Annotated in this window: 17 protein-coding genes; 2 read left to right on the top strand and 15 right to left on the bottom strand. The window is 67.1% G+C overall.

Annotated elements, in window-relative coordinates:
- Positions 1–71 precede the first annotated feature (71 nt).
- The 5 genes from ACN0RC_RS00255 to groES form a co-directional block, all read right to left on the bottom strand.
- A complete protein-coding gene (locus tag ACN0RC_RS00255) occupies positions 72–1,733 on the bottom strand; it encodes a dynamin family protein (protein ID WP_417508057.1) in 1,662 nt (553 codons plus the stop codon).
- A complete protein-coding gene (locus tag ACN0RC_RS00250; RefSeq protein WP_417508056.1) occupies positions 1,730–3,697 on the bottom strand; it encodes a dynamin family protein in 1,968 nt (655 codons plus the stop codon). The genes ACN0RC_RS00255 and ACN0RC_RS00250 overlap by 4 nt, the downstream gene beginning before the upstream one ends.
- 29 nt (positions 3,698–3,726) lie before the next feature.
- Complete coding sequence (locus ACN0RC_RS00245) at positions 3,727–3,960, bottom strand: hypothetical protein (RefSeq protein ID WP_417508055.1); 234 nt, start codon at positions 3,958–3,960, stop codon at positions 3,727–3,729.
- A gap of 89 nt (positions 3,961–4,049) precedes the next feature.
- Complete coding sequence (locus ACN0RC_RS00240; RefSeq protein WP_417508054.1) at positions 4,050–5,219, bottom strand: hypothetical protein; 1,170 nt, start codon at positions 5,217–5,219, stop codon at positions 4,050–4,052.
- A gap of 224 nt (positions 5,220–5,443) precedes the next feature.
- Entirely contained in the window at positions 5,444–5,740 is a 297-nt protein-coding gene (gene groES, locus ACN0RC_RS00235; protein ID WP_067242196.1) for a co-chaperone GroES, read from the bottom strand.
- Between the two features lie 158 nt (positions 5,741–5,898).
- Here groES and ACN0RC_RS00230 point away from each other — a divergent pair, with 158 nt between their 5' ends.
- Positions 5,899–7,146, top strand: a complete 1,248-nt coding sequence (locus ACN0RC_RS00230) for a THUMP-like domain-containing protein (protein ID WP_417508053.1) — start codon at positions 5,899–5,901, stop codon at positions 7,144–7,146.
- Between the two features lie 4 nt (positions 7,147–7,150).
- Here ACN0RC_RS00230 and ACN0RC_RS00225 read toward each other — a convergent pair whose 3' ends face one another.
- From ACN0RC_RS00225 to ACN0RC_RS00190, 8 genes are read right to left on the bottom strand one after another with little or no spacing between them, the layout of a single operon-like run.
- Positions 7,151–8,242 carry a hypothetical protein gene (locus tag ACN0RC_RS00225; protein WP_417508052.1) on the bottom strand — a complete coding sequence of 364 codons (1,092 nt, stop codon included), beginning with the start codon at positions 8,240–8,242 and terminating at the stop codon, positions 7,151–7,153.
- 4 nt (positions 8,243–8,246) lie between these two features.
- Positions 8,247–8,666, bottom strand: coding sequence for a hypothetical protein (locus tag ACN0RC_RS00220; protein WP_417508051.1), 420 nt, complete (start codon positions 8,664–8,666; stop codon positions 8,247–8,249).
- Positions 8,663–9,730, bottom strand: a complete 1,068-nt coding sequence (gene tsaD, locus ACN0RC_RS00215; protein ID WP_417508050.1) for a tRNA (adenosine(37)-N6)-threonylcarbamoyltransferase complex transferase subunit TsaD — start codon at positions 9,728–9,730, stop codon at positions 8,663–8,665. The genes ACN0RC_RS00220 and tsaD overlap by 4 nt, the downstream gene beginning before the upstream one ends.
- On the bottom strand, positions 9,727–10,170 hold the full coding sequence (gene rimI / locus ACN0RC_RS00210) for a ribosomal protein S18-alanine N-acetyltransferase (RefSeq protein ID WP_417508049.1): 444 nt from the start codon (positions 10,168–10,170) through the stop codon (positions 9,727–9,729). The genes tsaD and rimI overlap by 4 nt, the downstream gene beginning before the upstream one ends.
- Positions 10,170–10,871: a tRNA (adenosine(37)-N6)-threonylcarbamoyltransferase complex dimerization subunit type 1 TsaB gene (tsaB, locus tag ACN0RC_RS00205; RefSeq protein ID WP_417508048.1), complete on the bottom strand. Its 702-nt coding sequence runs from the start codon at positions 10,869–10,871 to the stop codon at positions 10,170–10,172. The genes rimI and tsaB overlap by 1 nt, the downstream gene beginning before the upstream one ends.
- Complete coding sequence (gene tsaE, locus ACN0RC_RS00200; RefSeq protein WP_417508047.1) at positions 10,868–11,371, bottom strand: tRNA (adenosine(37)-N6)-threonylcarbamoyltransferase complex ATPase subunit type 1 TsaE; 504 nt, start codon at positions 11,369–11,371, stop codon at positions 10,868–10,870. The genes tsaB and tsaE overlap by 4 nt, the downstream gene beginning before the upstream one ends.
- Positions 11,368–12,474 carry an alanine racemase gene (gene alr, locus ACN0RC_RS00195; RefSeq protein ID WP_417508046.1) on the bottom strand — a complete coding sequence of 369 codons (1,107 nt, stop codon included), beginning with the start codon at positions 12,472–12,474 and terminating at the stop codon, positions 11,368–11,370. The genes tsaE and alr overlap by 4 nt, the downstream gene beginning before the upstream one ends.
- Positions 12,471–12,869 (bottom strand): holo-ACP synthase, encoded by a 399-nt coding sequence (locus ACN0RC_RS00190; RefSeq protein WP_417508045.1) that lies wholly within the window; start codon positions 12,867–12,869, stop codon positions 12,471–12,473. The genes alr and ACN0RC_RS00190 overlap by 4 nt, the downstream gene beginning before the upstream one ends.
- Before the next feature lie 275 nt (positions 12,870–13,144).
- Here ACN0RC_RS00190 and ACN0RC_RS00185 point away from each other — a divergent pair, with 275 nt between their 5' ends.
- Complete coding sequence (locus ACN0RC_RS00185) at positions 13,145–13,972, top strand: endonuclease domain-containing protein (protein ID WP_417508044.1); 828 nt, start codon at positions 13,145–13,147, stop codon at positions 13,970–13,972.
- Positions 13,973–14,242: 270 nt separating this feature from the next.
- Here ACN0RC_RS00185 and glmS read toward each other — a convergent pair whose 3' ends face one another.
- Together glmS and coaA are read right to left on the bottom strand one after the other, a co-directional pair.
- A complete protein-coding gene (glmS, locus tag ACN0RC_RS00180) occupies positions 14,243–16,084 on the bottom strand; it encodes a glutamine--fructose-6-phosphate transaminase (isomerizing) (protein ID WP_417508043.1) in 1,842 nt (613 codons plus the stop codon).
- Between the two features lie 73 nt (positions 16,085–16,157).
- Positions 16,158–17,111: a type I pantothenate kinase gene (gene coaA, locus ACN0RC_RS00175; protein WP_417508559.1), complete on the bottom strand. Its 954-nt coding sequence runs from the start codon at positions 17,109–17,111 to the stop codon at positions 16,158–16,160.
- Positions 17,112–17,155 lie beyond the last annotated feature (44 nt).

Genomic DNA, 17,155 nt, shown 5'->3' with positions numbered 1-17,155 from the left:
TGGGGCGGCGCCCCGGCACGCGGTGGTGGCAACTGGCCACCCTCGTCGTGCAGGCGCTCGTGGTCGCGCTCTCACCGGAGTGGGTTGCGCTCGGTCAGCAGGGTCAGCCACTTCCACCGCTTCTGACCGCCCAGGCGGCGCTTGTTCTTCTCGCCCTGCTCGCCGGCGTCCTGCCCCGTGCCATCGCCTGGACCGCCCGCCAGCATGACGTCCGTCGGGGTCCAGAGGCTCCGGCCGGCACCGACTTCTGACGCGATCTCCTCGAGGCTGCGAAGAATCGTCCGGCACACGTGGACCGTCGCACGGTCTGTCAGCGGAGACAGGCTGAGGCTGCGCCAGTGATCGGTCTTCTCCGTCACACTCGCGCGGAGCGCAGCAGCGTCAGCATCCGCAGGCAGACCGAGGCGCATGTGCGGTGCGGTGCCGTCGACACCGGCGATGCGCTGGGCCTCGTCTGCGTCAGCATCCGACAACGGCAGGCCATCTGACCGCGCGAGCGCCAGCAGCGCGAGCTCGCGCAGCGTGTGCGCGCGCATCGTGATGCGCTCGATTCCGGCATGCACATCGTCCAGCCCGTCTCTGGGGTGCGCCCGCAGCAGCTGCTCGAGCTCCAGCAGCACCCCACGAGTCTTCAGGGTCGCGGCCCTCGTGTGGAACTGCGCGGCGATGAAATCCTGCAGTTCGAGCAGTCCGCTCTGCTGCACCATCTGATCGGACAGCTCAGAAGAGGTGTGCGCCCCGCCACGGATGAGCGCGGTCGCCAGACGCACGCCGAATATCCCGAATCGCGCCAGAAGGTCTTCTCGCACGGTCGTGCTGAGCGTGGTCGCCGTGGACGGCCCTGCGAAGCGGTCTGCCGAGACGATGAGCTTCTCGCGGTCGGCGCGGCCCAGCCCGGCGAGCTCGCGCAGCGCGATGTATTCGCTCTCCCGGAGGGTGCGTGCGCCCTCGGCGAGCAGGCCGGCGACCGGCACCACCCGCAGCACCAGCGAGGCGAGATCACCATCGCGCTCATATCGCTGGGCCACTCTGCCTGCCGAGAGCAGCGAGTCGATCCTGCCGGCGCCGATCTCATCCGACCGCGACAGCACCCCCACCGCGCACACCGTCTGCGCGGCGCCCGCCGCAGTGTCGCGGAATGCCTCGAGGAAATGCACGTCCGCGCCGTGCAGGTGGCGCATCAGGTACACCACGGCATCCGCTGCCGATGGCGATTCCTGCGGGGTGAGGAACCTGTGCGTGCGCGCGGAAGTCTCCTCGGAGAGCGATCCGATTCCTGGAGTATCGATGAGGATGACCCTCTTCAGTCCCTCCAGCGGCCAGCCGACATCGATCCATTCGACCTCGCCAGCGGAAAGCCCTCCGAGCGACAGGACGAGCCTGCCCCCCTCGCGGCGGATCGGCATCCGGTGCGGAGGGCCGACACGCGGATGCATCGTGATGTTGGGCGTCGCGCTGTAGCGATACCAGGTGACGACCTTGGTGCATTCCCCGGTGTCGGTGGGGGCGATCTCCTCTCCGAGCATCGCGTTGAGCAACGTGGATTTGCCGGCCTTGACCATTCCCGCGATCGCCAGCCGCAACGGCTCATGCAGCCGCGAACGCAGGCGCTCGAGCCCTGCCAGAACCGTCGCGTCGCGGTGATAGACGGCGGCCGCTGCACTGAGCACGCCGTCAGCGTCGGTGATGACGTCGACTGTCTGCGCCTCTGATGCCTGGACTGCGGTCGTCATCGGGCGGTCCCGGAGTGCGCGGCGGTCCCGGAGTGCGCGGCGGTCCCGGAGTGCGCGGATGCCGGTGACGGGGAAGGGAGACCCCGCCGCACCGGCGCCGGCGGCAGCTCGGGGATCAGGTCGCGGAGGCTCTCGAGCCGCGCGATCTTCGCCTGCAGGGCGATCACCCGCTCATCACGTGTCACGGTGAAGCTGCCAGCGGCCGCCTTCGCCGAGTTCAGTGCTTCGGAGAGCGAACGGTGCAGCTCTTCTGCCATCGAGCCGAAGTGGTCGCGAGCGGTGCGCTGCACGAGTCGCAGTCGGTCTTTGAGCTGCTTTCCGACCTGGAAGATGACCTCGTCGATGTAGCGGCGCACGAGCAGCTTCGCCTCCTGCTGACGGCGGGCCAGACGGGCGTGCATGTCTTCGCGGTAGGCGCGCCGCCCGACGAGGATGCCGGCGAGCAGCGAGAGCGGATTGATCAGCGCCATTCCGATCAGACCGGTTGCAAGACCCACCATGAGGACGCCGCCGTACGAGCCGCGCACGCCGATGTAGATCTTCTCGCCGGCGCCCATGCGCCCCGGGTCCAGGCCCGCGATCGGCTCGACCGGGTCGAGCACGCCGTCCATGCTGCCGACGTCGATCGCGGGGATCGCCGATTCGCCCTCGCTGAACAGATCGGCGACCTCTTCGGACAACCACCTCGAGCGCTCATCGGTCCACACGAAGGTCTCGGTGACAGCGGACGTCGCCCGCTGGTCGATCCACTCGCTGATCTGATCCCAGATGGGACCGGGGTCGCCCTCATCGATCGCGTGCTCGGCCTCGCGCTGCACCGTACGCAGTCGGTCGCGCAGGTCATGCTCCATGTCGGCGATGAGGTCGCTGACACCATCGGTCAGCGTGACCTGCCATCTCGCTGAGCGGCCGCGGAACTCATCCGCCTTCGCTTTGGCCTCTTCGAGTTCGGCGATCATCCGGGGAGTGTCCTGCGGGTTCTGCAGGGCGTTCAGCTCGGCGCGCATCGAGATGGCGAGCTGCTCGACGACCGAGAGCAGATCATGCACCGCGCTTCGCTCGTGGATCACTTCGGCGCGGCCCAGCACCTCTCGACGCAGGTGCGCGACGAGTGCGGGGAAGCCGGACTCGTCGTTGAGCTCACGATCCTGCAGCTCGGCTGCGAGCAGGCGCAGATCGCTCGAGACCGAGAAGATCGGCACGTCGTCACCGACGCCTTCGAGATGGCCGCGATCGATGTCTTCGACCTGACGCCACTCCGGGTACAGATCGGTCTTCGCGAGCACCGCGGCCACGTTGGGCGAGACGCGCATCGCGTGCTTGAGGAACTGCACCTCGGGCTCGGTGTACTCCTGCGAGGCGTCGGAGACGACCAGCACGGCGTGCGCAGTGGACAGCGCAGACAGCGTCGTCAACGCGTTCGACGAATCGAGTCCTCCGACACCCGGTGAATCGATGAGCTTCAGTCCGCCCTTGAGCAGTTCACGTGGCAGCAGCACCTCCGCCGCGAGCAGCTCCCGCTCGTTGGAGGGGTTGCCCTGCTCTGAGACGTACCGGGCGAGATCGGTCAGCGCGATCTCCTCGCGCTCGACCGTGCGCACGGACGGCCTCTTCGCCGCCGACCGGGTGGGCGGGGCATCCACCTGCCGCAGAACCCAGGCCGAGGGCTCCTCGCCGTACCCGACGGCAAGCGGCACACTCGTGGCGATATCGTCGTCGACTGGACACACCGGCGCGTTCACCAGGGCGTTGATGAGCTTGCTCTTGCCCTGCTTGAACTCACCGACGATGATCACCCGGACGGCGGGATCGCGCAGCCGCGCGCTGGTCTGCTCGAGCCGCTCTGCGAGATCTGCGCGCCCCGTGGACGCGGCGATATCGCCGACATCGCGCACGACGTCGACGATGGGTGTGACCTCGAAATCTCTGTTCGGCACGTGAACTCCCCTGTCGTTCGCTGCCATCGGGCCGATCGCGCCCGCGTGTCCCTGGCTCAGCCCAGGAAGTCGATGTCGAACGTCCCGTCACCGATGTCGGCTGTGGGATTCGTGTCTTCATCGCCCCAGAGCGAATCGCTGTCGACGTCCCAGTCCGACACGTCGACCTTGTCGATCTCTTCGGCGAACGTCTTCATACCGGAAGGATCGGAGAATGCAGCATCCGGGTTCTCCCATGCCTCGCCTTCGAAACCGGTCTCCCCGGTCGGGTCAGGCTCGTCATGGAACATCAGATCTCGCTTTCAGATCAGGATGCTTCGGAGTGTACTGGTATGCCCGGCCTCCCGAAAGGGAGGCCGGGCACTGTGTGAAGCTCGAGTCAGAAATCGAGCTCTGTCGCGTCGCCGAACGGGCTGGCGACGTTCGAGTTCTCGACGTCGACATCCACCTCGAGCGAGTTGTCCTGGAAGGAGTCCTCGACGGACCAGTTGTCGGAGTTGTCGGTCATCGAGTTGTCCTGGAAGGAGTCCTCGATCGACCAGTTGTCTGACAGATCGGTGTTGAACGAGTTGTCGAAGTACTCGTTGCCGATGTTGATGTCGCCGACGTTGACTTCGGTATCGATGTTGGTGATGCTGGCGTCTCCGCCGGCTGCCACCGATCCGTCACCAGAGGCGATGTTGCTCGACTGGCCGAAGTACTGCGAGACGTTGCCGCCCGATGCATCGCCGGCTCCTGCGAAGGCATTTCCGCCGTCGCCGCCCGCGCCGCTGCCGCCGTCTGCGAGCGAACCCGCATCGCCTGCGCCCTGCGTGCCGCCGCCGTCGCCGTCGGCGTCGCCACCCACACCAACACCGATCAGACCACCAACACCGACACCGGTGCCGCCGTCAGATGCACCGTCGCCGCCGTTACCGGTGTCGCCACCGTTCGCGCCGGAGAATGCCGGTCCGCCCCAGCCGCCGTCTGCGTCACCGCCGACCGCGATGGCCGCGCCACCCGAGCCGGATGCGGTCGTGATGTTCTGGTTCACGGACTGGTCACTGACCGTGCTGCGGCTGTCGATCTCAAGGTCGAGGTCTCCCCCGCCGCCGAGTCCGAATCCTGCACCTGCTCCAGAGCTGTCGAGCATCGCGTCGACGTCGACCTGGCTGTTGCTGTACTGGCGGATGCCGGCGTTGACCGAGAAGTCATTGGCCGAGTCGTGCACCGAGTTGTCCTGGAAGGAGTCGTTGATCGATTCGTCTTCATTGAACGAGTCATCAGCGTGGTTCGAGTGGTCGTCGTTGAACGAGTCCTCGACCTCGACATCGACGTCGGTCGAGTTGTCCGAGCTGTCGTTGTTGGAGTCGTGGTCCGACTGGTCGTTGCCGACATTGCTGTCGACGTTGTTTCCGACGTTGACATCCTCGAGGTCCACGTCGGTGTCAGTGTTGCCCACCTCGTTGTCGGCGATGACCATGTTGTCCTCGACGTTGGTGTTCCCGACGTCTTCGACATCCAGATTCCACTGGAGACCGAGAACGTTCAGGTTGTCTTCTACAGCCATGATGTTTTCCTCTGTTCGTGAGACTGCCGGAAAGGCTTCGTCCTACGAGTGTGGAACTTGCGCGCGCTCACGACATCGGGGGTCCCCCCGAGGCTTGACGGGAGTCACCGGGGGATCCCCAGGGGCTGATGGGGGGCGTATGGGTGACGTGTGGCCCGAGCACGACGAAGACCCGGATGCGTGATGCATCCGGGTCTTCTGAAGTGTTGAGCTTATGGAACCGCTCAGCGAACGACGACAGCGAGGACGTCGCGAGCCGAGAGCACGAGGTACTCGTCGGCGCCGAACTTCACCTCGGTGCCACCGTACTTGCTGTACAGGACACGGTCGCCGACGGCGACGTCGAGCGGAACACGGTTGCCGTTGTCATCGATGCGACCGGGGCCTACCGCCACGACCTCGCCCTCCTGGGGCTTCTCCTTGGCGGTGTCGGGGATGACCAGTCCACTCGCGGTGGTCTGCTCTGCCTCGACCTGCTGAATGACGATGCGGTCTTCGAGCGGCTTGATGGAAACCGACACGGTCTACCTCTTCTTTCTTGACGCTGACACGAAAGACTTGTTCGCACTCTCAACCCGAGAGTGCTAATCACAAGTGTAGGCGGTCGGCTGGCACTCACGCAATGCGAGTGCCAATTCGCGGTTGCTGAGCCTGTCGAAGCACGCCGTAGTCTGGATCAGTGGAGATGTCCGAGCTGACCGCACTGCTCACCCCCGAGGGCCTTCGGCTGCTCGAAGAGGTGGGCCAGGTTTCATCGACCGCCGAAGTCGCGCAGAGCGTGTCGCGCCTTCGGGCCGCAGGTCACTCCCCCGACCTGGTGTCGGCCGTGGTCGGCCAGGCGCACCTGCGCGCGAAGGGCGTCGCGAAGTTCGGCGGTTTCGCCGAGCGGATGCTGTTCACCAGAGCGGGTCTCGAACAGGCCACGCGCCTGGGAGTCGCAGCCCGCCACGCCGGACGCATGCGCCGTGCGGGCATTGCTCAGGTGGCGGATCTCGGCTGCGGCATCGGCGGGGACTCCCTCGCCTTCGCGGGCGCAGGGCTCAGCGTCGTCGCCGTGGATGCCGACGAGGTCACCGCAGCGATCGCCGCCTACAACCTCGCCCCGTTCGGGCACCCTTCGACAGGCTCAGGGAGCGAGAAGCCGGTCGCTGAGCCTGTCGAAGTGCCCGGCGCCCACACCGTCGTGCATCACGGCACGGCCGAGGAATTCGACGTCAGCACCGTAGACGCGGTCTGGCTCGATCCTGCGCGCCGGACGGCGGGGCACAGCGAGACACGGCGGGTCGCGGCATCCGACTACTCTCCCTCGCTCGACTGGGCGTTCGCGCTCGCCGAGCGCGTGCCCTGCGGCATCAAGCTCGGCCCTGCCCACGACCGCGAGGCCCTGCCGGCAGATGCCGAGGCGCAGTGGGTCAGCGCCGACGGCAGCGTCGTCGAGCTCGTGCTCTGGTCGGGCGTTCTCGCCCGCGAGGGCGTGCGCAGGTCAGCATTGGTGATCCGCGGGGATGAGTCGCACGAGCTGATGGCAGGGGCGGATGCTGAAGACGCAGAGACCCGCGAACTCGGGGCCTTCGTGCACGAACCCGATGGCGCGGTGATCAGGGCGAGACTCATCGGCGACGTCGCCAGGTCGCTGGATGCCGGGATGCTGGATGCGAAGATCGCCTATCTCACCGGGGATGCCGCGGTCACGAGCCCCTTCGTGCAGTCGTTCCGGGTGCGCGAAGTGACAGCGGCGAACCCGAAGGCCATCAATGCCGCGCTGCGCGCGCACGATGTCGGCACGCTCGAGATCAAGAAGCGCGGGATGGATATCGATCCCGCAGCCTTCCGCAAGAAGCTGAACCTGCGCGGGAGCGCAAGCGCGACACTGATCCTCACGCGCGTGGGCGACACGCGCATGGCCATCCTCGCCGATCGGGTCTGAACCGCTACTGACCGGTCTTGTCGTCGATCGATGAAGGATCGTCGGCGCCGAAGTAGTACTCCGCGTCGACATCCTTGTACACCGTCAGTTGCGGCGAACGCATCTCGGACTGCGTGACGACGTAGCGCGTCGGGATGCCGTCTACCTCGGTGCTGAGCGTGAGCGTGTCGTCCGGTCCTTCGGCACACGCCTCTGCGAAGCCGCCGCCGCCGGTGGATGCGATCACGCAGAGCATTCCGGTCTCCCAGCTCGACCACACGAGTCTGTCGCCGTCACGACCGAGGATCTGGAGCATCGCCCCGGTGTGCCCGGTCTCTTCAAGGCTCTGCAGCTGCGCAAGCTCGTCCTCGGAGTACTGCAGCTTCCAGCTGTCGTCTTCGCCCCAGACCTGGATGAAGGGCACGATCTCGCCGTTCGCCTGCGGGATCAGACTCGCGCTGAGCTGCTGACCCGCCTTGTCTTCACCTTCGGGCACCATGACCATCGCACTCGGCCAGGCGTAGTTGTCCACACGTTCCTGAGTCACGCAATCGGTCTGCGGGGCTCTCGGCGGTGAGGTGACGATCACGCAGAGCTCTTCGCCGTCGGAGCGATTGGCGCGCCAGACCACGACGCCGTAGTCCTCGGCAACGGGCACGACGGTGCCGGGGTCGTACAGCTGCTCCGCTTCGAGCTCGGCCTGCGTGTCGCCGTGTGCGGCAGCGAGGGCAGATGCTTCGCTGTCCCAGCCCCACATCCCCCAGCCTGCGCCGAGGCCGATTCCGAGGAGCGCGACGGCGGTCACGATCCCCAGAGGCCAGCGGCGGAGGCGCCGCGGCACGTCGGCAGAACCGATCGCTGAGCCTGTCGAAGCGTCGGCAGAACCGCGCGGCCCTTCGACAGGCTCGGGGACCGAAACGACAGGCTCAGGGACCGAAACGACAGGCTCAGGGACCGAAACTGAAGCGTCGGCGCCGACCGCATCCCACCCCTCGAGTTCGCGCAGGCGTGTGAGCTCTTCGACCGACAGACCGCTGCCCTGGCCGTAGGCCTTGGCGCGCAGCATCCGCAGCTCAGGGACCGGCTCTACAGGCTCAGGGACCGGTTCTAAACGCATCCGACTATCCGAACTGTTCGAACTGCATGCCCGCCCAGATGAGCCATCCGAGGCTGAAGATCGTGGCGGCCATTCCCAGCACGAGCGCCCATGTCGCCATCGCGCGGCTTTCGACCGGACGCCGCAGCGACATGATCGCCGCGACGACCGAGATGATCGCCAGCGGGATGCCCCACCCGACGAACCACGATGCGATGAGCGCCACGATCGCCGCAAGAAGCGCCCACGGAGCGAGGCGGGAATTGTCATCGACGGGCTCGAGAGACTGCGGGTCCCACTGCACCGCCGGCATCCCACCGGTCTCTGTCGGCCCGCTGCTGATGGTCGATTCCAGGCCGATCGGACCAGTCGGCATGCGCGTGTACTCTTCGCGGCGCGCGCCGGGCAGGCGTGCGGGCTGCGGGGACTCTGGGGTATTGGTCATGAGGCGCGCTCGGCGATCTGGATCTCGGTCACCGGCAGTGTCGAGTCCGCACCGAACTCGAGCGTCGAGGGCCGACGGCCCGAGGCGATGAGGTCAGCGGCGAGCGCGGCGATCATCGCACCGTTGTCGGTGCACAGCGACAGCGGTGGAATCCGCACGGTGACCCCGGCCTCTGCGGCACGGGCCAGCGCGACTTCGCGCAGTCGTCTGTTGGCGATCACTCCCCCGCCGAGCAGCAACCGAGGCACGCCCCGATCGGCGCAGGCGGCGAGCGCCTTGGTGACGAGCACGTCGACGACGGCCTCGCGGAAGCTCGCGGCGACATCTGCGCGCGGTACGGGCTCTCCGGCGGCCTCGCAGCGCTCAATCCATCGGGCCACGGCGGTCTTCAGCCCCGAGAACGAGAAGTCGTAGCGGTGCTTCACCAGATCCGGCGCCTTCGAGAGCCCGCGTGGGAAGCGGATCGCCTTCGGGTTGCCGTCGGCCGCTGCCCTGTCGATCTCGGGCCCCCCCGGATACGGCAGTGACAGGAGCCTCGCCACTTTGTCGAACGCTTCACCGGCGGCGTCGTCGATCGTCTCACCGAGCAGCTCGACGTCGGTGGTGAGATCGCGCACGTGCAGGAGCGATGTGTGCCCGCCCGAGACGAGCAGGGCGATCGTGGGATACTCCAGCGGCTCGGAGTCCGGTGTCACGATGTCGGCAGCGATGTGTCCGACAAGGTGGTTCACCGCGTACAGCGGCTTGCCGAGCGAGACCGCGAGGCCCTTGGCCGCACCGACGCCGACCATGAGTGCGCCGGCAAGGCCTGGTCCGCTGGTGACGGCGATGGCGTCGAGGTCTTCCAGTCGCACCTGCGCTTCAGCGAGCGCAGCCTCGATCGACGGCTGCAGGGCTTCGAGGTGCGCGCGGGCAGCGACTTCGGGGACGACGCCGCCGTAGCGGGCATGTTCGTCCATGCTGGAGGCGATCGTGTTCGACAGCAGCGTGCGACCTCGCACGATGCCGATGCCGGTCTCATCGCAGCTCGTCTCGATGCCGAGGACGAGGGGTTCCGGGCTCACAGCTTCACCTTCATCACGATCGCATCCACATCGTCTGGCTGGTAGTACCGGGGACGCCGGCCGATCTCTTCGAACCCCTCTGACAGGTACAGCGCCTCAGCTGCGGGATTGTCTGCACGCACTTCGAGGAACACCTCTCGGGCGCGACGGGCGGATGCTTCGGCGAGCAGCGTCCGCAGCATTGCGCGGCCTCGCCCCTCTCCCCTGCGTGCTTCGATGAGCGCGATCGTCTGGATGTCAGCATCCGCACTGCCCCGGATCGACCGCAGTCCTGCATACCCGATGATGCCGTCGTCTTCTTCATCGACGATGTAGTGGCTGTACTCCGTGGCGAGCTCTGCCGCCATCGCCTCGCTGCTCCATGCGTCGCGGGGGAAGGAGGCGTTCTCGATCGCCATGATCGCATCGAGATCGTCGGGGGTGGCCAGACGGATCGTCATCAGTTCACCCGCTTCGGGGCACCGGGGACGGTGACATCGGGCTGACGCAGGTACAGCGGCTCGGCGTCGGCGAGCACGCGTCCGGCCCGCGCCGCGCGCAGGCCGACCCGCGCCAGGGCTGCCGCATCGAGGGTCGCCACCTCGATCGCATGGATGCCACGCAGCCGCTCTTCCGAATCAGCTCTGGGCACGAGAACGGTGGGTTCTACGAGATTTGGGATGCCGTCGGCATCCACCCCGTCGAAGATGGAGATCGCGACCTCGCGGCGGCGGGCATCGGTGACGATCGCGAACCGTCCTGCCGACGCTTCGACAGGCTCAGCGACCGGTCTTGTCGACGCTTCGACAGGCTCAGCGACCGGTCCTGTCGAATCGATCCCTGAGCCTGTCGAAGGGTCGATCACAACGAGGGCGGCGGCGAAGTGGCTGGGCACGGGGATGACGGGGATGCCGCGACCGAGTGCGAACGCACGCGCGGCGGCGATGCCGATCCGCAGTCCCGTAAACGGTCCTGGGCCCATGCCCGCGACGACATGGGTGATCTCGCCCACCCCGGCATCGGCGAGCGCCTGGTGCAGGAGGGTGCCGATCACCTCGGCGTGGCCGAGCGGGTCGGGACTTTCGGCAGTCGCCCGCGCACGGCCGTCTGCGTCGATGAGGGCCACGGCCGTTCCGAGCGAGGTGTCGACGGAGAGAATCACCTCTCCAGGGTAGTCGGCGCGCGCGCGACGCGGTCGATCGTCACGACTCGGGGCGCGTCAGCATCCAGATCTTCATCGTCGAGCTCTTCGTCGCCGCCGACGGGGCGTTCGATCTCGATGTCCCACCAGGCGTCCGCGATCGCAGGGGCCATCTCGCGCCCCCACTCGATCACGACGACGGAGCCGGCAAGGTCGACGTCGAGGTCGTCGAGCTCTGCTGCCGAGCCGAGCCGGTACGCGTCGGCGTGCACGAGCGGTGCGCGTCCGACGAGGGAGGGATGGGTGCGGGCGATGACGAAGGTCGGGCTCTGCACGGGGCCGCGCACGCCGAGTCCTTCGGCGAGCCCCCGGGTGAAGGTGGTCTTTCCCGCGCCGAGGGGTCCGGTGAGCACGAGCAGATCGCCCGCGACGAGCTGCTCGCCGATGACGAAGCCGAGCCGCTCCATGTCGTCTGCGGTCGTGATTTCACGGCGTCCGAGGAAGGCGGGGTCGATGCTCACGCGCTCCTCCGCGGCACGCGGTTGCCGATCCGCGTGACGATCTCGTAGTTGATGGTGCCGGCGGCGTTCGCCCATTCCGTGGCCGAGGGAACTCCGAGCGTCGGGTCGCCGAAGAGCACAACCTCATCCCCCACCGAGACGGGAGAGTCGCCGACGTCGACAACGAACTGATCCATCGCGACACGGCCGGCGACCGTGAAACGACGCCCACCGATCGTGACAGGACCGCGACCGGATGCTTGCCGGGGCACGCCATCGGCATAGCCGAGTGGGACGAGCACGAGCGTCGTGTCGCCGGTCGTGCGGTGGTCATAGCCGTATGAGACGCCAGCGCCTGCCGGAACGCGCCGGACCGCGGCGACGGATGCGCGCAGGGTCATGGCAGGGCGCAGCCCGAGCTCGGCGGACGATCGGTCGTCGAACGGCGAGAGCCCGTAGAGGCCGATGCCGATACGCACCGCGTCGAGACGGGCCTCCGGCAGATCGATCGCCGCTGCTGTTGCGGCGATGTGCCGGATCTCGGGGTGGATGCCAAGGGATGCGGCGAGCTGGGTGCCCTCTGCAAACCGGGCGAGCGCTTCGCGGTCATCAGCATCCGACGCATTGGAGAGGTGACTGAACAGACCCACGATGCGGATGCGGCCGATGCGCTCGAGCCTGGCCGCTTCGGCGAGCACGCGCGCCCAGTCCTTCGGCGGGATGCCGTTGCGCGACAGGCCGGTTTCGAGTTTGAGGTGAACGCCGAGGACGCCGCCGGAGCCGGCCGCGGCACCGGCCGCCTCGAGCTGGTCGAACGACGAGATGCCCACTTCGATGCGCTGCTCTGCGGCGCTCTCGAATCGTTCACCTGGCGCGTGCAGCCAGGCCATGATCGGGGCGTTGATGCCTTGGCGACGCAGGTCGAGGGCCTCGGCGATCTCTGCGACGCCGAGTCTGGTCGCTCCTCCGGAGAGCGCGGCGACCGCTGCGGGCGCCGCGGCGTGGCCGTATGCGTTGGCTTTGACGACGGCGATGACGTCGGCCCCGGTGAGTCTGCGGAAGTGCCGGGTGTTGTCGGCGATGGCATCCATGTCGATGGTCGCCTCGCGGAACGGGACGGTCATGCTGCTCCCTCCGCGTTCTCGATGCGCTCGGCGCTGCGCTCATCGAGGTGCTCGGCGATGACGAATGCGGTGGCGAGCCCCGCGTCGTGCGACATCGTCAGGTGCAGGCTGGTGATCCCCCGCTGTTCGACGACGTCGGCGGTGGTGCCGGTGAGGCGGAAGTACGGCTTGCCAGACTCTTCTGACCCGATCTCGATCTCGGTCCAGTGCACGCCGTCTGAGCCACCGAGCGCCTTGATGAGCGCTTCTTTCGCGGCGTAGCGGGCGGCGAGAGAGGGGAGCTTGAGTGCACGCTCGGTCGGGGCGAACAGACGCTCCATCAGCCGCGGGGTGCGAGAGATCGTGCGCTCGAACCGCGGGATGTCGACGAGGTCGATGCCGGTCCCGATGATCACGGCTCCAGCCTACCGGCCCGGGTCCCGCGGGCACGGATGGCGGCGGCCCCCGACACCCGTCAGTCTGGATCACACCTGCCGGGCTGGATCCCGGCATCCGGACTGACGAGTGTGATCCGGACTGACGGATGAGGCGGATGCCGCGCACCGGACTGGCGGATGAACGGATATGCCGCGCGCGCGACCTGTCCTGCACAATCGCTGGATTCCATGATCTGTCCACATTCCCGACAGAACGACATCGGCACCGCCGTCGTTCCAGACATGCTGTGAGCATGCTTCAGCCCGACCAGCTCCTCGCGCATTTCGACGGGATTGCCCGCGGCACGCAGCTTCAGACGTTCGGGTGCACGCGCACCCAGCTCGCGGATGCCGCGCGCACTCAGTCCATCTGCCGAATCCGCACCGGGGTGTATGCGCTGCCGGGGCTGGACTCCGCGATCACGACGGCCGCTGCACACGGCGGAGCACTCACGTGTGCGCGCGCACTGGAGCGATATGGCGTCTGGCTTCTGATTCCCGCTGACCAACAGATTCATGTGTGGATGGGCACTGCGGGTCGGCGCCATCACGGCAAGTGCGAGTGCGTGCCGCACTACACGCCCGGCACAGCGGGGCTGGGCATCGCCCCGGTTGCCGCGGCGTTGGTCCATCTGTATCGCTGCGCTGATCACGAGACCTTTTTCGCGGCGTACGAGTCCGCGTGGAATCTGCGGCTGATCGGAGCTTCTGATCGCGATCGCATCCGGCGAGAGCTGCCGGTCACCGCGCGATGGCTACTGGATCTTGCCCGCCCCGATGCCCAGAGCGGCCTGGAATCGCTCCTGCGGCTGCGCCTGCATCTGCTCGGTCTGAGCCTGGAGTGCCAGGTGCAGATCGACGGCGTCGGACGGGTGGACTTCGTCATCGGTGGGCGCGTGATCCTCGAGGCCGATGGCAAGCTGAATCACACCGGCGAATGGCGCCACAAGGATCTCGTGCGGGATGCCGAAGCATCCGCCCTTGGATACGAAAGCCTGCGCTTCGATTACGCACTCATCATTCACGATTGGGACCGCGTGCTCGCTGCGATCCTCGCGGCGCTCGAGCGCGCACGCGACTGATTGCGCCACGCCACCCCGCCCTACGCGCCCCCACCCGACACTTGTCAGTCTCGATCACGCCCGTCAGCCCGGATGCCGGGAATTAGACCGACCGGCGTAATCCGCGCTGACGGGTGTCAGGGCTGGCAAGCGTCCAGTCGACTGATTGCGCGCCCGCCCGACACTTGTCAGTCTCGATTACGCCCGTCAGCCCGGATGCCGGGATTTAGGCCGACCGGCGTGATCCGCACTGACGGGTGTCAAGCCGGGCAAATAGCCATCCGTCCGGGGCTACTCGACCGTGACCGACTTCGCGAGGTTGCGGGGCTGGTCGACGTCCAGGCCCTTGGCGGTAGCCAGAGCCATGGCGAAGATCTGCAGCGGCACGACCGTGAGCAGCGGCTCGAACATGGGAGCGGCGAGCGGGATGTGGATGACCTCGTCTGCGAACGGCAGCACTGCGGCATCCCCCTCTTCGGCAATGACGATGACGCGGGCGCCGCGGGCGCGGATCTCCTGGATGTTCGAGACGACCTTCGAGTGGATCAGCGCGGAGTGACGCGGCGACGGCACGATCACGAACACGGGCTGGCCGGGCTCGATGAGGGCGATCGGTCCGTGCTTGAGCTCACCGGCGGCGAAGCCCTCGGCGTGGATGTACGAGATCTCCTTGAGCTTGAGCGCTCCCTCGAGAGCGATCGGGTAGCCGACGTGGCGGCCGAGGAACAGCACCGAGCGGGTGTCTGCCATCCAGTTCGCGAGCTGCGAGACGTGGTCGTGCTCCTTCTCGAGCACCTGTGCGATCTTGGCCGGCAGGTCCGCCAGCTCGGAGACGGCCGTGTCATCGGTCAGCACCTGGCGCACGCGCCCCATGTGCAGGCCGAGCAGCAGCAACGCAGTGATCTGCGCCGAGAACGCCTTGGTCGATGCCACGGCGACCTCGGGGCCGGCGTGGGTGTAGACGACGGCATCCGATTCGCGCGGGATCGTCGCGCCCTGGGTGTTGCAGATCGACAGCGTGCGCGCACCGCGCTCGCGCGCGTACTTGACGGCCATGAGCGTGTCCATGGTCTCGCCGGACTGGCTGATCGAGATGACGAGCGTGTCGTCACCGATCACCGGGTCGCGGTAGCGGAACTCGTGCGCGAGCTCGACGTCGGTCGCGACGCGCGCCCACTGCTCGATCGCATACTTGCCGACGAGGGCGGCATAGGATGCTGTGCCGCAGGCCGTGATGATCACACGGTTGATTCCGATGAAGAGCTCGTCGAGCCCGTCGAGCTCGGGGATCACGACCTGGCCATCGTGCACGCGACCGAGGATGGTGTTCGCGACGGCCTCGGGCTGCTCGGCGACTTCCTTCGCCATGAACGATGACCAGCCGCCCTTCTCAGCGGCGGCGGCATCCCACGACACGTCGAAGGGCTCGGCCTCGACGGGGTTGCCCTCGAAGTCGGTCACCGTCACTGCTGAGGGGGTGATCGAGACGATCTGGTCCTGGCCGATGGCGAGCGCCTTGCGGGTGTGCTCGACGAAGGCTGCGACATCGGACCCGAGGAAGTTCTCGCCCTCGCCGAGACCGATCACCAGCGGAGAGTTGCGGCGAGCGCCGACGACGAGGCCCGGGTGATCCTGGTGCATGGCGAGGAGGGTAAACGCGCCTTCCAGACGGTTCACGACGTTCTGGAACGCGGTCTGCAGGTTGCCGCTCTTGGCGTATTCGCGTCCGAGGAGGGCTGCAGCAACCTCGCTGTCGGTCTCGCTGATGAACTCGACGCCCGAGGCTGCGAGTTCATCGCGGAGAGGCGCGAAGTTCTCGATGATGCCGTTGTGGATGAGGGCCAGCTTGCCGCCGTCGGCCAGGTGCGGGTGCGCGTTGACGTCGGTGGGTCCGCCGTGGGTGGCCCAGCGGGTGTGGCCGATGCCGGTTGCACCATCAGGCAGTGGTGCGTCGGCGAGCGAATCGCGCAGGGCTGCGAGCTTTCCCGCTTTCTTGCGCATGCCGAGGTGACCATCCGCATCGATCACCGCGATGCCGGCCGAGTCGTACCCCCGATACTCGAGGCGGGCAAGCCCGGCGATAAGGATGTCCTGGCTGGGGCGAGGGCCCACGTATCCGACGATTCCACACATGGTGTCAAGAATAAACGGCAGATTTTGCGAGGGTTCCGAACGAACCCCTGAGGGTTCCGAACGAAAAGCCCATTCACAGTTTGCGCAGCAGCACGCTCTCGACGTTGTGGTCCAAGCCCTTGTTCAGCACGAGGGTCGCGCGGTGCTTGGTCGGCATCACGTTCTCAATCAGGTTCGGCATGTTGATCTCGTTCCAGTACCCCATCGCGGTCGCGCGCGCCTCGGCATCGGTGAGGTGCGCGAAGACATTGAAGTACGACGACGGGTTCGCGAAGGCGCCCTGCCGCAGCGCCAGGAAGCGGTCCACGTACCACTTCTCGATGTGCGAGGTGTCGGCATCGACGAAGATCGAGAAGTCGAACAGGTCGCTGACGGCGACGTCGTTGGGCGCGGGCGGCGGCTGCAGCACGTTCAGTCCCTCGACGATCACGACGTCAGGGCGCCGCACGACGACCCGAGCATCCGGCACGATGTCGTAGCGCATGTGCGAATAGAACGGCGCGCGCACCTCTGGAGCGCCCGATTTCACCTCGGTGAGGAACTCCAGAAGGGCCCGGCGGTCGTACGACTCGGGGAATCCCTTGCGGTCCATCAGCCCACGGCGCTCGAGCTCGGCGTTCGAGTACAGGAACCCGTCGGTCGTGACCAGTTCCACTCGGGGCGTGCCGGGCCAGCGGCTCATCAGCTCGCGCAACAGGCGCGCGATCGTCGACTTCCCCACCGCGACGGATCCCGCAACGCCCACGACGAAGGGCGTCGTTACGTCTTCTTCGTCGAGGAAAGCGCTCGTCGCAGCCCCCAGCCGCTTGGTCGCGGATGCGTAGAGGCTGAGCAGTCGGCTCAGCGGCATGTACACCTCGCGCACCTCGGTGAGGTCCAGGCGATCGCCGATGCCGCGCAGTTCTACGACTTCGGTCTCAGTCAGAGGCTGATCAAGCCCTGCGGCCAATCGTGCCCACTCCGCTCTTCCGATCTCGCGGTACGGCGATAGTGGCGCTGTCGTGTCGGCGGTGGTCACGGCATCCATCGTATCGGGCACCGAAGTGCCGCCCGCCCGATGAGTATGCCCCG

The organism is Microbacterium sp. (assembly GCF_048259935.1).
In the GTDB taxonomy this organism is placed as follows: Bacteria; Actinomycetota; Actinomycetes; order Actinomycetales; family Microbacteriaceae; genus Microbacterium.
The sequence above is the reverse complement of the archived record's forward strand: the minus strand, read 5'-3'. Positions and strand labels throughout refer to the sequence as shown.